Origin of the sequence: Pseudomonas sp. 22085, assembly GCF_052045815.1 — a bacterium.
GTDB lineage: Bacteria > Pseudomonadota > Gammaproteobacteria > Pseudomonadales > Pseudomonadaceae > Aquipseudomonas > Aquipseudomonas glycinae.
The window spans coordinates 322,309-334,357 of the sequence record NZ_JBQEQA010000001.1 but is presented as its reverse complement, the minus strand read 5'-3'; the positions used below and the strand labels follow the sequence as shown (position 1 = coordinate 334,357).

General features: G+C 60.8%; 12 protein-coding genes. 5 read left to right on the top strand and 7 right to left on the bottom strand.

Annotated features, from left to right (window positions below; genetic code table 11):
- The first annotated feature begins 70 nt into the window (after positions 1 to 70).
- From ACTJK7_RS01390 to nudC, 3 genes are all read left to right on the top strand, one after another.
- Positions 71 to 844, top strand: a complete 774-nt coding sequence (locus tag ACTJK7_RS01390) for a methyltransferase domain-containing protein (protein ID WP_440779587.1) — start codon at positions 71 to 73, stop codon at positions 842 to 844.
- A gap of 82 nt (positions 845 to 926) precedes the next feature.
- The gene (locus ACTJK7_RS01385; protein WP_011334292.1) at positions 927 to 1,739 is read left to right on the top strand and encodes a crotonase/enoyl-CoA hydratase family protein; all 813 of its coding nucleotides are present in this window, start codon (positions 927 to 929) and stop codon (positions 1,737 to 1,739) included.
- Between the two features lie 6 nt (positions 1,740 to 1,745).
- Entirely contained in the window at positions 1,746 to 2,576 is an 831-nt protein-coding gene (nudC, locus tag ACTJK7_RS01380; protein ID WP_440779588.1) for an NAD(+) diphosphatase, read from the top strand.
- Here the strand turns inward: nudC and ACTJK7_RS01375 are convergent.
- Positions 2,544 to 3,323, bottom strand: coding sequence for a TSUP family transporter (locus tag ACTJK7_RS01375; RefSeq protein WP_011334290.1), 780 nt, complete (start codon positions 3,321 to 3,323; stop codon positions 2,544 to 2,546). The genes nudC and ACTJK7_RS01375 overlap by 33 nt on opposite strands.
- Before the next feature lie 274 nt (positions 3,324 to 3,597).
- On the opposite strand from ACTJK7_RS01375, the gene sfnG reads away from it, so the two are divergent.
- Positions 3,598 to 4,692 (top strand): dimethylsulfone monooxygenase SfnG, encoded by a 1,095-nt coding sequence (gene sfnG / locus ACTJK7_RS01370; RefSeq protein WP_064381473.1) that lies wholly within the window; start codon positions 3,598 to 3,600, stop codon positions 4,690 to 4,692.
- Between the two features lie 122 nt (positions 4,693 to 4,814).
- On the opposite strand, the gene ACTJK7_RS01365 is transcribed toward sfnG, so the two are convergent.
- Together ACTJK7_RS01365 and ACTJK7_RS01360 are read right to left on the bottom strand one after the other, a co-directional pair.
- A complete protein-coding gene (locus ACTJK7_RS01365; RefSeq protein WP_039768666.1) occupies positions 4,815 to 5,294 on the bottom strand; it encodes a nuclear transport factor 2 family protein in 480 nt (159 codons plus the stop codon).
- A gap of 53 nt (positions 5,295 to 5,347) precedes the next feature.
- Positions 5,348 to 5,914, bottom strand: a complete 567-nt coding sequence (locus ACTJK7_RS01360; protein ID WP_085654166.1) for a TetR/AcrR family transcriptional regulator — start codon at positions 5,912 to 5,914, stop codon at positions 5,348 to 5,350.
- Positions 5,915 to 6,185: 271 nt separating this feature from the next.
- On the opposite strand from ACTJK7_RS01360, the gene pssA reads away from it, so the two are divergent.
- Entirely contained in the window at positions 6,186 to 7,529 is a 1,344-nt protein-coding gene (gene pssA, locus ACTJK7_RS01355) for a CDP-diacylglycerol--serine O-phosphatidyltransferase (protein ID WP_440779589.1), read from the top strand.
- A 149-nt stretch (positions 7,530 to 7,678) separates the two neighbouring features.
- Here pssA and efeO (ACTJK7_RS01350) read toward each other — a convergent pair whose 3' ends face one another.
- Genes efeO (ACTJK7_RS01350) through efeU form a run of 4 tightly spaced genes read right to left on the bottom strand, consistent with a single transcriptional unit; the run spans position 7,679 to position 11,888 of the window.
- Positions 7,679 to 8,503: an iron uptake system protein EfeO gene (gene efeO / locus ACTJK7_RS01350; protein ID WP_108562087.1), complete on the bottom strand. Its 825-nt coding sequence runs from the start codon at positions 8,501 to 8,503 to the stop codon at positions 7,679 to 7,681.
- Positions 8,504 to 8,524: 21 nt separating this feature from the next.
- Entirely contained in the window at positions 8,525 to 9,823 is a 1,299-nt protein-coding gene (gene efeB, locus ACTJK7_RS01345; RefSeq protein ID WP_108562084.1) for an iron uptake transporter deferrochelatase/peroxidase subunit, read from the bottom strand.
- A gap of 17 nt (positions 9,824 to 9,840) precedes the next feature.
- Positions 9,841 to 11,040 (bottom strand): iron uptake system protein EfeO, encoded by a 1,200-nt coding sequence (gene efeO / locus ACTJK7_RS01340; protein ID WP_440779590.1) that lies wholly within the window; start codon positions 11,038 to 11,040, stop codon positions 9,841 to 9,843.
- 8 nt (positions 11,041 to 11,048) lie between these two features.
- On the bottom strand, positions 11,049 to 11,888 hold the full coding sequence (efeU, locus tag ACTJK7_RS01335) for an iron uptake transporter permease EfeU (RefSeq protein ID WP_064381482.1): 840 nt from the start codon (positions 11,886 to 11,888) through the stop codon (positions 11,049 to 11,051).
- Positions 11,889 to 12,049: the final 161 nt, after the last annotated feature.

Genomic DNA, 12,049 nt, shown 5'->3' with positions numbered 1-12,049 from the left:
AGCCCTTTTTCCGGCGCTATGCTCGTCAGCATTCGTTGTCGATCTGCAGTTCTACCATGGGAGTTTGGCCATGAAAGATCAGGTTCACCACGCGGCCGCCAGCGGCTACAAAACTGCCGCCGACACCTACGTCAAAGGCCGGCCCGACTATCCGCCGGCGGTCAGCGATTGGCTGACAGGCACACTGGGCCTCGATGGCCACAAGACCGTTATCGACCTCGGCGCCGGCACCGGCAAGTTCACCGGACGGCTGGTGACGACCGGCGCCCAGGTAATCGCCGTGGAACCGGTGGCGCAGATGCTGGAAAAACTGTCGCTGGCCTGGCCGCAGGTGCTGGCCGTCAGCGGTACGGCAACGGATCTGCCGTTGCCCGATGCCTCGGTGGATGCCGTGGTCTGCGCGCAGGCCTTTCACTGGTTTGCCAGTCGCGAGGCGCTGGATGAAATCGCTCGGGTCCTCAAACCGGGCGGCAAGCTGGGCCTGATCTGGAACCTGCGCGACACCCGGATCGACTGGGTGCCCAAGCTGGACGCCATCGTCAATGCGCTGGAAGGCGATACACCGCGCTTCTACACCGGCGAGTGGCGCAAGGCCTTTCCCCATCCGGGTTTCGGGCCATTGCAGGCGCAGCACTTTCAGCATGGTCATACAGGCTCGCCGGAAGATGTGATTTTCAACCGGGTACGCTCCACCAGTTTCATTGCCGCGTTGAGCGATCAACAGCGCGCGAAGATCGACGAGCAGATTACTCAACTGATTGCCGGCGAGCCGCAGCTGCGGGGCAGGGAGGTGGTGACGGTGCCTTACGAAACCGCCGCCTTCGTCGCGGTGAAGAACGGCTAGAGTCCCGCATTTGGCCGAACCGCCGTGCTGATGCCTTGTTATAGTTCGGGCCTCATTTTCAGCCCGGTAAAGGATTTCTGCCATGACTCAATACACCGCCTTCAGCGTCGAACTGGCCGACAACATCGCCCATGTGCAGATCAATCGTCCGGAAAAGATCAATTCGATGAACGCCGCGTTCTGGAGTGAAATCGTCGAGGTGTTCCAGTGGATCGACGACACCGACGAAGTGCGGGTGGTGGTGCTCAGCGGCGCTGGCAAACACTTTTCCTCGGGCATCGACCTGATGATGCTGGCCGGCGTGGCCAATGAGCTGGGCAAGGACGTGGGCCGCAATGCGCGCCTGCTGCGCAAAAAGATCCTGACCCTGCAAGCCTCGTTCAATGCGGTCGACAATTGCCGTAAACCGGTACTCGCGGCGATCCAGGGTTATTGCCTGGGCGGCGCTATCGACCTGATCGCCGCCTGCGACATGCGCTACGCCGCCGAAGACGCGCAATTCTCGATCAAGGAAATCGACATCGGCATGGCGGCTGACGTCGGCACCCTGCAACGGTTGCCACGGATCATCGGTGACGGCATGCTGCGTGAACTGGCTTACACCGGTCGCACCTTTGGCGCCGAAGAAGCGCGCAGCATCGGCCTGGTCAATCGCGTCTACAGCGACAAGGACGGCTTGATCGAAGGCGTGATGGACATTGCCCGGGACATCGCCGGCAAGTCGCCGATCGCGGTCACCGGCACCAAGGAAATGATCAGCTACATGCGTGACCATCGCATTGACGACGGTCTCGAGTACGTTGCCACCTGGAACGCCGCCATGCTGCAATCCAACGATTTGCGCGTGGCCATGGCCGCCCATATGAGCAAACAGAAACCTGAATTTCTGGATTGAGAAACCATGACATCTCGCTGGACCACTGCAGTACTGGACACCGATCAACCCGGCGGCTGGGCCGTGGCGCGCAGCCCCGAGGGTTTCCTGTTCGATGACAACGGCGCGCTGTTCCCCCGGGAATGGCTCAAGCGCCAGAACTTGTCGATCCTGGCCGAGCACGGTATCGGCCATCTCGATGGCGAGCCGGTGTATCTGCTGGAACTGCACAGCACCAGCGAGGTGCCGGGCTGCAACTGGAAAGGCCTTCGGGCGTTCATGCTCGACGGCGATCACACGATCTACAAAGTGCTGGGTTACGCGGCGCAAATCGGGACCTGGGCTCGCGAACACCGGTTTTGCGGCAATTGCGGTCAGGCCATGACCCAGGTGCCACGGGAGCGGGCGATGTATTGCCAGCCCTGCGATCTGCGCAGTTATCCGCGAATTTCGCCGAGCATGATCGTGCTGGTGACCCGTGGCGATGAAGTGCTGCTGGCGCGCTCACCGCGTTTCGTCACCGGGGTCTACAGCACACTGGCCGGGTTTGCCGAACCGGGTGAGTCGGCCGAGGATTGTCTGATCCGCGAAGTGCGCGAGGAAGTGCAGATCGAGGTGAAGAACATCCAGTACATGGGCAGCCAGTGCTGGCCATTCCCGCACTCGATGATGCTCGGCTTCCATGCCGAATACGCCGGTGGCGAGATTGTCTGTCAGGAAGACGAGATCGAAGACGCCCAGTGGTTCAACGTGCACGATCTGCCGCCGTTGCCGGCGTCCAAATCGATTGCCCGATACCTGATCGACGTCTACGTGGCGCGGCGCTTAGGCCACGCTGAACCAGTGCTGCCAGGCTAGACGCACGGTCAACCCCAGCACCACGGTGATGAACACCGGACGAATGAACTTGGCGCCGCCGCTGATCGCGGTGCGCGCCCCGAAGAACGCGCCAACCATCACCGACAGGCCCATGCTCAGGCCGATGATCCAGTCCACTTGCCCGGAAAACACGAACACCGACAGCGCCGCAATGTTGCTGACGAAGTTCATGCTGCGCGCCACGCCGCTGGCCTTGACCAGATCGATCGGGTACAGCAGCAGACTGCTGACGGTCCAGAACGCACCAGTGCCGGGACCGGCCACGCCGTCGTAGAAACCGAGGCTGAAGCCCTGGGTCGATTGCCACTTCTTCTTGATCGGTGCATCGCTGTCCAACGGCGCTTTCGGCGTGCCGCCAAACAACAGGTATAGGCCACAGGCGAAGACGATCACCGGCAGCATCTTGTTCAGCCATTCGGCGGGCAGGTAATGGGCGACGATGGCGCCGGTCAGCGCACCGACCAGCGTGCCGACGATGGCGTGCATCCACTGCTTGGGATGGAACAGCTTGCGTCGGTAGAAGGTGAAACTGGCGGTGGCCGAACCGAAGGTCGAACTCAACTTGTTGGTGCCGAGCACCAGGTGCGGCGGCAGGCCGGCGGTGAGCAACGCCGGCGTGGTCAACAGACCGCCACCGCCGGCGATGGCGTCGATGAATCCGGCAATGAAAGCGACAAGGGCCAGAACGGCCAGGGTGGTGAGGTCAACGCTGAGTTCGAAAGGCATGGAATCGGCTTATTTCGGCAGGGCGCAGAGCTGGGCTGCGGGGAGGGCAGTCATGTTACTCATTTCCAGGTGTTGCGGCGACCCATATGGCCTCATCGCTGGCAAGTCCTTTCCCCGACTGTTCAACTGTTGCCCACCGAACAGGCACCCAACAAATCACCCTCCCACCATGCATGCCGATTGCCTGCATCCCCAATAAAACCGGGCCTCCTGTCGCTGGCACGCTTGCTGCTCTAGCTCACTCATCTTCATCAACTGTCCCGAGGACACGCCAATGAGTCAGCAAGCCGTTAAATTTGCCTACTGGGTGCCGAACGTCAGCGGTGGGCTGGTGGTCAGCAAGATCGAGCAGCGCACCGACTGGGGCATCGACTACAACCGCAAGCTGGCGCAACTGGCCGAAGCGGCGGGTTTCGAATACGCCCTGACGCAAATCCGCTTCACCGCCGGTTACGGCGCCGAGTTCCAGCATGAATCGGTTGCTTTCAGCCATGCGCTGCTCGCGGCCACCAGCAAGCTCAAAGTCATCGCCGCCATTCTGCCCGGGCCGTGGCAACCGGCGCTGGCGGCCAAGCAGTTGGCGACCATCGATCAACTCACCAACGGCCGGATTGCGGTGAATATCGTCAGCGGCTGGTTCAAGGGCGAATTCCAGGCCATTGGCGAGCATTGGCTGGAGCACGACGAGCGCTATCGTCGTTCGGAGGAGTTCATCCGTTCATTGCGAGGGATCTGGAGTCAGGACAACTTCACCTTCCGTGGCGATTTCTATCGCTTCGACAACTACAGCCTCAAACCGAAACCGCTGGGCCGCCCGGAAATCTTTCAGGGCGGCAGCTCCCGGGCCGCGCGGGACATGGCGGCACGGGTGTCGGACTGGTATTTCACCAACGGCAACAGCGTCGAGGGCATCAAGGCGCAGGTCGACGACATTCGCGCCAAAGCGGCGGCAAACCATCATTCAGTAAAAATCGGGGTGAATGCTTTTGTGATCGCCCGAGATACCGAGGAAGAAGCCAAAGCGGTGCTGGCGCAAATCATCGATCAGGCTGACCCGGAAGCGGTGAATGCCTTCGGTGATGCGGCGAAACAGGCGGGCAGGGCGTCGCCGGAAGGTGAGGGCAACTGGGCCAAATCGACCTTTGAAGACCTGGTGCAGTACAACGACGGCTTCAAGACCAACCTGATCGGTACGCCGCAGCAGATTGCCGAGAGGATCGTCGCATTGAAAGCGGTGGGGGTTGATCTGGTCTTGGCGGGGTTCCTGCATTTTCAGGAAGAGGTGGAGTATTTCGGCCAGCGGGTGTTGCCTTTGGTGAGGGAACTGGAAGCCAAAGCGCAATCGGTACAAACCGCTGAAGTCGCCTGAACACCAAAAAACTGTGGGAGCTGGCTTGCCAGCGATAGTGGTCTGTCAGTCAACTCAGGTGTTGAATGTTCAATTGCTATCGCCAGCAAGCCAGCTCCCACAGGGATCAGGTCGATTTCAAGTTACAGACCCAGTTCCGACAACCCCGGATGATCATCCGGGCGCCGGCCCAGTGGCCAGTGGAACTTGCGTTCGCTTTCCTTGATCGGCATGTCGTTGATGCAGGCATAACGCTGGAACATCAGACCGTTGTCATCAAATTCCCAGTTCTCATTGCCGTATGAACGGAACCAGTTGCCCGAGTCGTCGTGCCATTCATAGGCGTAGCGCACGGCGATGCGGGTGTCGGAGTAGGCCCAGAGTTCCTTGATCAGGCGGTAGTCCAGTTCCTTGGCCCATTTGCGGGTCAGGAAACCTTTGGCTTCTTCGCGATTGTTGGCGAATTCGGCGCGGTTACGCCATTTGGTGTCCAGGGTGTAGGCCAGCGACACGCGCTCCGGGTCGCGGGAGTTCCAGCCATCCTCGGCCAGACGAACTTTTTCAATGGCGGATTCACGGTTGAACGGTGGCAATGGCGGACGAACTTCGGCTGCAGTAGACATGTTTGTCTCCCGATCTATTAACAGTTAAACAACGTGTCAGGCTTATTAAGGCGTTACAGGTCCAATAACTTTCGCGCCATGCATTGCGCATTATCGGCGGCACTGTGATCACCCATCACAAGCGCTATGGTAATGGCACCGTCAATCAGGATCAGCAGCTGTTTGGCCAGCAGTTGCGGGTCCTCGGCACCATGTTCGGTACACAGCTCGCACAGGTAGTCGAGCAGTTTCTGTTTGTGGTCTTTGGCGACCCTGCGAACCGGATCCTCGGGATCGCCGGTCTCGCCACTGGTATTGATGAAGGCACAGCCCCGGAAGCCTTCCGAAGCGAACCAGCCCTTGAGCACGGTAAACAGGTTGAGCAGGCGGTCGGCCGGGGTTTCGGCCTGATCGACGGCGCTTCTGTACCAGTGCATCCAGCGCACGTCGCGGCGTTGCAGGGCGGCGACGGTCAACTCCTCCTTGTTGGCGAAGTAGCGGTAGATACTCTTTCTGGAAACACCGGCGGTTTTCACCAGAAGATCCATGCCGGTGGCCGCGATGCCACTTTTGTAGATCAACTTTTCGGTGACATCCAGAATGATGTCTCGGGTCGTGTCGTTGCGTGTGATTTCGTTCATGTGGCGAACAGTAGAACGATCGTTCTCCTTGGTCAAGCAGTTATTTTATGATCGCTCACTTGATCGTTCCCATGCTCTGCGTGGGAATGCAGCCCGGGACGCTCCGCGTCCCTTCCAGAGCTGGAACGCGGAGCGTCCCTTTAGGCATTCCCACGCAGAGCATGGGAACGATCATTAAAGGAGCGTGGGAACGATCAATCAGGCGGGAAGACCCAAAGGAGTTGATGGTGTAAGCTCTCGGGTTCTTCGGATTCGACCCATTGCGAGCCCTATGCCGTTGCTTTTCAAACGCTCTCTGCTGCCCAAACTGCGCAGCTTTCCGCTGACCGCCGAGGCCGTGACGATCCTGCCCGGTGCCGCCGATTTCCGCCGTTGCCTGCTGGAGAAAATCGCCCAGGCGACCCAGCGCATCTACCTCGTCGCGCTTTATCTGCAAAACGATGAAGCCGGCCAGGAAATCCTCGATGCCTTGCACGCCGCCAAACTCAAGCGTCCCGAGCTTGAAATCGCGGTGGTCGTCGACTGGCTGCGGGCCCAGCGCGGCTTGATCGGTGCCGGCAAACAGCCGGGCAACTCGGCGTGGTATCAGGAAATGACCCGCACCCACCAGAGCGTGGTGCCGGTCTACGGCGTGCCGGTGCAGACCCGCGAGTTGTTCGGCGTGCTGCACCTCAAAGGCTTCGTGATCGACGATTGCGTGGTCTACAGCGGTGCCAGCCTGAACAACGTCTACCTGCACAAGTTCGACAAGTACCGTTTCGACCGTTATCACGTGCTGCAAAGCCGCGAACTGGCGGACTCGATGCACCATCTGGTCAAGCACGGCCTGATCGAATCGAAAGCGGTGCATCGCCTCGACCTGCCGAACCTGCCGACCACCCGCAGCCTGCGTAACGACATCGGTGACCTGCGCAGCCGTCTCAAATATGCGGCGTACGACACGAGTGCCGGCAGCACGGCGCATATCGGCCTGTCGGTCAGTCCGTTGCTCGGCGTTGGCAAGAACAACCCGCTGAACCGGGTGATTCTGGAGCTGATCGCCAGTGCCCAAAAGCAACTGACCATCTGCACACCGTACTTCAACCTGCCGCTGGGGGTGATCCGCGAGATCAACCGGGCGCTGGCGCGCGGCGTGAAGATCGACATCGTGGTCGGCGACAAGACCGCCAACGACTTCTACATCCCGCCGAGCGAGCCGTTCAAGGTGATCGCCGCGCTGCCGTATCTGTACGAGATCAGCCTGCGCCGCTTCGCCAAGCGGCATCAGCGCAACATCGACAGCGGCCAGTTGAACCTGCACCTGTGGCGTGAAGGCGACAACAGCTATCACCTCAAGGGCATGTGGATCGACCAGCGCTACACGCTGCTGACCGGCAACAACCTCAATCCGCGGGCGTTCCGTCTCGATCTGGAAAACGCCTTGCTGATCGATGACCCGAAAGGCGAGTGGCTGGAGCCGCGCCGCGTGGAGCTGGAAAACATCTTCGAACACACCACGCGGATCGCACGTTTCCAGGACCTGGAAGCCTTGCCGGACTATCCGGCGGGCGTAGCCAAGTTCCTCAAGCGCGTGAGCCGGGTGCGGGTCGAGCGGTTGCTGTATCGCATCCTCTAAGACACAGAATTTTCGGCGCTGCTAAAAATGCCTTCGCGAGCAAGCCCGCTCCCACACAGGGTCTTTGTTGAACACAAACTTGTGCTCAGCGAAGATCCAGTGTGGGAGCGGGCTTGCCCGCGATGAGGCAATACAGAGCGGTATAGAACTCAGTTCAGACCCAATTTCCCACGCAATGTGGAAAGGTCTTCAGCCAAGGTATTGACCGGGCCGACCAGCGCCTTGCGGTCGTTGTCCTTCACCTTGTCGTAAGTCTCGAAACCACCGTCCTTGGTCTTGTACTTGGCCAGGATCTTGTCCACGGTGGCGAAGTTCTTGTCGACTTTGGCGACGAAGGCTTTGTCCTGCTTCTCGATCTGCGGACGGAACAGGTCGACGATTTTCTTCGCGCCGTCGATGTTGCCCTGGAAGTCGTACAGGTCGGTGTGGCTGTAACGGTCTTCCTCACCGGAGATCTTGGTCGCGGCGACTTCTTCGAGCAGCGCAGCCGCGCCGCCGACGACTTTCTCCGGCGGGAAGGTCAGGCCGGCGACGCGGGTCTGCAGGTCTTTCACGTCCTTGTTCAGGCCATCGGCCAGGGCGTCGAGATCCTTGGTGCTCTTTTCCGAGAACAGCGAGTATTCGATGCGGTGGAAACCGGTGAAGTCTTCGGCTTTCACGCCTTGCTCGTGGTCGTCGACGCGGGAGTCGATGGACGCGTCGAGGTCACTGAACAGCTCGGCGATCGGCTCGATCGACTCATAAAAAACGCGGGTTGGCGCGTAGAGCTTTTGCGCGGTGGCCAGGTCGCCTTTTTTCACCGCGTCGGTGAACTGCTGCGTGTGGCTGGCCAATTCATCCAGTTGTTCGGTGACGTAAATCTTGTAGTCCGACACCGGCCCCACCAGATCCAGTGGCGCGGTCGCGGCGAACGCCGACAGCGAGGTGTTGAGCAAACCTAAGGTCAGCAATAACGCGAGTGGCGTCTTTTTCATGGGGGCGGCTCCTGTTGAATGCTATGCAGTTGTTTTTGGTTGAGTAGCGTCGAGCAGCGAACGACCGATGAAGTCCTTGTCGCCCGTGACACCCGGCAGGGTGAAGAAGTAACCGCCGCCGACCGGCTTGAGGTATTCCTCCAGCGGTTCGCCATTGAGACGGGTCTGTACGGTGATGAAACCTTTTTCCAGATCCGCCTGGTAACAGATGAACAGCAGGCCCATGTCGAGCTGGCCGTTCTTGTTCACGCCGTTGGAGTAGTTGAACGGCCGGCGCAGGATCAGATTGGCGTGGCTCGCGACGGTGCGCGGGTTGGCCAGGCGAATGTGCGCGTCGAGCTTGGTCAGCTTGCCTTCCGGGTCCTTGCTGTAATCCGGGACTTCGGTTTCATGGCTGGCGCCCATCGGCGCGCCGGTGGTTTTGACTCGGCCGATGATGCTTTCCTGTTCCTGCAACGGCGTGCGGTCCCAGCGTTCGACAAAGTTGCGGATGATCCGCACCGCCTGATAACTGCCGTGGGCCGCCCAGGCCGGTTCGTCGCTGCCCGGTTGCACCCAGACGATGCGGTCCATGGCCTTGCCGTCGTTGGAATCCGGGTTGGCCGAACCGTCACGGAAACCCAGAAAGTTGCGCGCCGATTGCGCCGGCACACCGGGTTTGGCAGGGGCTTGCGGCGGCACGCTGCCTTCCTGTTTCCAGCGCACCAGCAGCAGGTCCGGCAGGTTTTTCACGATGTCGCGCAGGGCGTGGATGTTGGTGTCGGCGGTGTTGGAGCAGAACTGCAGGCTCAGGTCGCCGTGGCAGCAATCGGCTTCCAGCGCATCGTTAGGGAAACCGACCATGCGCACCAGACGCTTGGGCTTGGCGGACGCGAGGCCGAAACGCTCATCAAACAACGATTCGCCGACGGACACGGTGATGGTCAGGTTGTCCGGCGTCACCACCGGGCCGAGGATTCCGGAATCCGGCGGCGGCAACTTCGGATCGATCTGCGCCACCGGGCCGCCCTTCATCAGGAATGAGATGCGCTCGTTGAGGGTGCGGAACAGCCGCTCCAGGTCTTCACGGTCGCTGGCCAGCACATCGAACGACACCAGCATGCCGGCCGCCGGACGCGGGGTGACGATGCCAGTCTGGTGCACGCCATGGAAATCGTGGTGATCCTGGGTCTTGTCGCTGCTCGGCGCTTCGGTGACTTGCGCAGGGGCGGCGGCCATCGCCGGGCAGCTCAGGGCAGTACCGGCCAGTGCGACGCCGGCGGCGCCCATGCCCATCAGTACGCGGCGACGTTGCAGGTTGAAGTGTTCGGAATCGTTCATCGGTAGTCGTCTTCTGCTTACAGGCCGGAGAGGCCGAGGGCGGGGTCAATGGCGTCGAGGGCGTCGGCCAGGGCCTTGGCCTTGTCGGCGATCTGCTTGCGTTGCTCACCGTTGACGGTGTCGTAACTGGTGTAGCCGTCCTTGACCTTGAAACCGTTCAGCGTGGTATCGAAATCAGTCAGCGCACCGTCGATTTTCGGCAGCAGGTCGGCGGCGGATTTGCTCAGCAGCGGGCGCAGCAGTTCGACGACTTTGCGCGCGGTTTCCTGATTGGCCGCGAAGCCGTTGAGATCACTGTGACTGTAGCGTTCCTCTTCGCCGCTGGCGGCGCGCACGTCGGCGAGGGTGTTGAGGTTGCGCACGACGATTTCCACCAGTTGCTCCGGCGGCAGCGACTGGGCCAGCAGCTGTTGTTTCAGCGTGGTGACGTTGTCGAGCAAGCCTTGGGCAATCGGTGTCAGTCCGTCGAGTTTGCGTTGCTGGAACAGCGCGTATTCGAGGCGGTGGAAGCCGACGAAGGCCGGATCCTGCTCGCGCTTTTCGAAGTAATCGGCGCGGGCGTTGATGCTGTTGTCCAGTTCTGCCAGGCGTTGTGCGGCCGGGGCCAGACGCTGGTACGCGGCGCGGGCCGGCAAATACAGAGCCTGGGCTTGTGCCAGATCGCCGCTATCGATGGCTTGATTGAGCGCCGTCACGGCTTTGATCAGCGCGCTGCCCTGGCTGGCCAGATAGACGCGGAACTCCGACAACGGCCCGACGAAGGCAACCATCGACGGCTTGGCCTTGGCGGCGGCATCGGACGCGGCGGTTGGCGTCACGTGCAGGGTGCCGCGCGGGTTGCTCAGCAGGCCGCAGGTGATGGCGTAGTCGCCGGGTTGCAGGTTGGCGTTGATCACCTGGCTCAGGCCCGGCGCGATGTTCTCGCGCTCTTCGATCACCAACAAGCCGTCGAGAATTTCCCATTCCACCGCCCGGTCGGAGCGATTGACGATGCGGAAACTGGCGCGGCCGGCCGGGACTGTGAGGGCGTTCGGTTCGCAGCTGTGCGGATGAATGTTGACCACCACTTCGTCACGGTTGTGCTGACGTTTGGCGGCGGCCAGTTTCGAGGCGTAGTAGAACAGGCCACCGGCGGCGATCATCACGACCACCGAACCGGCCACCGCCCAGCGCAAGGCGCGGGGAGGCGAGGCCTGAGGAGTATTAGGCTTTGACATGAAGGCCCTTATTGGCTGGAAACGGAAGACGATTGGGCAGCGGGTTTGGGTGCCGGCATGAAGAACATGACCAGCGCCACCAGCAGATAAATCAGGTACGCGCCGAGGGTGCTGACGGTCGGTGCATCCTGATAACCGAACATGCCGGCCAGCACCGAGCCCAGCGGGCCGTCCATCGGCAGCGTCGCGCTGAAGTCGAAGAGCACGGTTTGCAGGTGGTTCCAGACCCCGGCTTCATGCAGGGCCTGCACCGAGTTGGCGAGAATCCCGGCGGCGACCACGAGGATGAACAGCCCGGTCCAGCGGAAGAACGCCGACAGGTTCAGGCGCATGCTGCCGCTGTAGATCAGGAAGCCGACGATCACCGCCAGAATCAGGCCGAGCAGGGCGCCGATCGGCGCGGCCGGGCCTTCGCTCTGCTGGAACACGGCGAGCAGGAAGAACACGGTTTCCAGACCTTCCCGGGCGACGGCGAAAAACACCATGGCAATCAGCGCGATGACCTGATGCTTCGACGCGGTCAGCGCATGATCGAGGGAGGCTTGCAGTGAATGCTTGATCGAACGCGCCACCTTGCGCATCCAGAACACCATCGAACTGAGAATGCCCACGGCCACCAGCCCGACCACGCCTTCGAACAGTTCCTGCTGCTTTTGCGGGAATTCGGCGCTGACCAGTTCCAGACCACCGCCAACCAGTAACGCCAGCGCAGCAGCGAGAAATACCCCGATCCACACCGCCGGCATCCACTGGCCACGGCCGGTCTGTTGCAGGTAGCTGGCGATGATGCCAACGATCAGCGCGGCTTCGATGCCTTCACGCAACATGATCAAAAAGGGAACGAGCATTCGACGATCACTGTGTAACGAAATGAGGTTACAAGTTGTAACATAATGAAAGTCATTCTCACATGGCATTCATTGACATTTAGCTGAACCTCAGCTGAACGAGTCTGAACATCCACGCCGCCCAGCCAGCTGCGCTAAGATGCCCGCCACTCGAACAACAA

Bases quoted from the DNA above. Each gene is read 5' to 3' on its own strand.
- ACTJK7_RS01390 (WP_440779587.1), top strand. From the start codon at position 71: ATGAAAGATCAGGTTCACCACGCGGCCGCCAGCGGCTACAAAACTGCC.
- ACTJK7_RS01385 (WP_011334292.1), top strand. From the start codon at position 927: ATGACTCAATACACCGCCTTCAGCGTCGAACTGGCCGACAACATCGCC.
- nudC (WP_440779588.1), top strand. From the start codon at position 1,746: ATGACATCTCGCTGGACCACTGCAGTACTGGACACCGATCAACCCGGC.
- ACTJK7_RS01375 (WP_011334290.1), bottom strand. From the start codon at position 3,323: ATGCCTTTCGAACTCAGCGTTGACCTCACCACCCTGGCCGTTCTGGCC.
- sfnG (WP_064381473.1), top strand. From the start codon at position 3,598: ATGAGTCAGCAAGCCGTTAAATTTGCCTACTGGGTGCCGAACGTCAGC.
- ACTJK7_RS01365 (WP_039768666.1), bottom strand. From the start codon at position 5,294: ATGTCTACTGCAGCCGAAGTTCGTCCGCCATTGCCACCGTTCAACCGT.
- ACTJK7_RS01360 (WP_085654166.1), bottom strand. From the start codon at position 5,914: ATGAACGAAATCACACGCAACGACACGACCCGAGACATCATTCTGGAT.
- pssA (WP_440779589.1), top strand. From the start codon at position 6,186: ATGCCGTTGCTTTTCAAACGCTCTCTGCTGCCCAAACTGCGCAGCTTT.
- efeO (WP_108562087.1), bottom strand. From the start codon at position 8,503: ATGAAAAAGACGCCACTCGCGTTATTGCTGACCTTAGGTTTGCTCAAC.
- efeB (WP_108562084.1), bottom strand. From the start codon at position 9,823: ATGAACGATTCCGAACACTTCAACCTGCAACGTCGCCGCGTACTGATG.
- efeO (WP_440779590.1), bottom strand. From the start codon at position 11,040: ATGTCAAAGCCTAATACTCCTCAGGCCTCGCCTCCCCGCGCCTTGCGC.
- efeU (WP_064381482.1), bottom strand. From the start codon at position 11,888: ATGCTCGTTCCCTTTTTGATCATGTTGCGTGAAGGCATCGAAGCCGCG.